General features: G+C 41.8%; 1 pseudogene. It reads right to left on the bottom strand.

Features of this window, described 5'->3' with window-relative positions:
- Nucleotides 1–359, bottom strand: a pseudogene (locus Q0954_RS34625) (IS66 family transposase zinc-finger binding domain-containing protein); the annotation flags it as partial.

Here is a 359-nt window from a genome sequence, read left to right as displayed (position 1 = left end):
ATACCAATGTTGAAAACGTTATTAAACATTTCCTGCATGCGGGCAAATGGCAAGTATTGACGTGCGTGAAAATAACTGATCAGTCCCTCAATACGACTACCATAACTCACTGGGGTAGTTACTCCTTCGGGAAAGCCTGTAGTATTGTTGCATCCACAATTACATACTTTGCTGAATGTCCTATATTCAGTGAAAACAGCTGCAACAGGTGGAATATCTACAGACTGACGAACTTGTGCAGCAACCGCAGGCAAACCACCTAAAGAAGTACCACAATCAACGCAATGATGAGGATAGAGTTCTACTATCTTATCAGGAGTTGCTGTCATTTCAAGAGTTTTGCCTTCTCGTCCTTTTTG

Origin of the sequence: uncultured Microscilla sp. (assembly GCF_947493425.1) — a bacterium.
Classification (GTDB): Bacteria; Bacteroidota; Bacteroidia; order Cytophagales; family Microscillaceae; genus Microscilla.
Note: the sequence above shows the minus strand (reverse complement) of the source record. Positions and strands in the feature narration are given on the sequence as shown.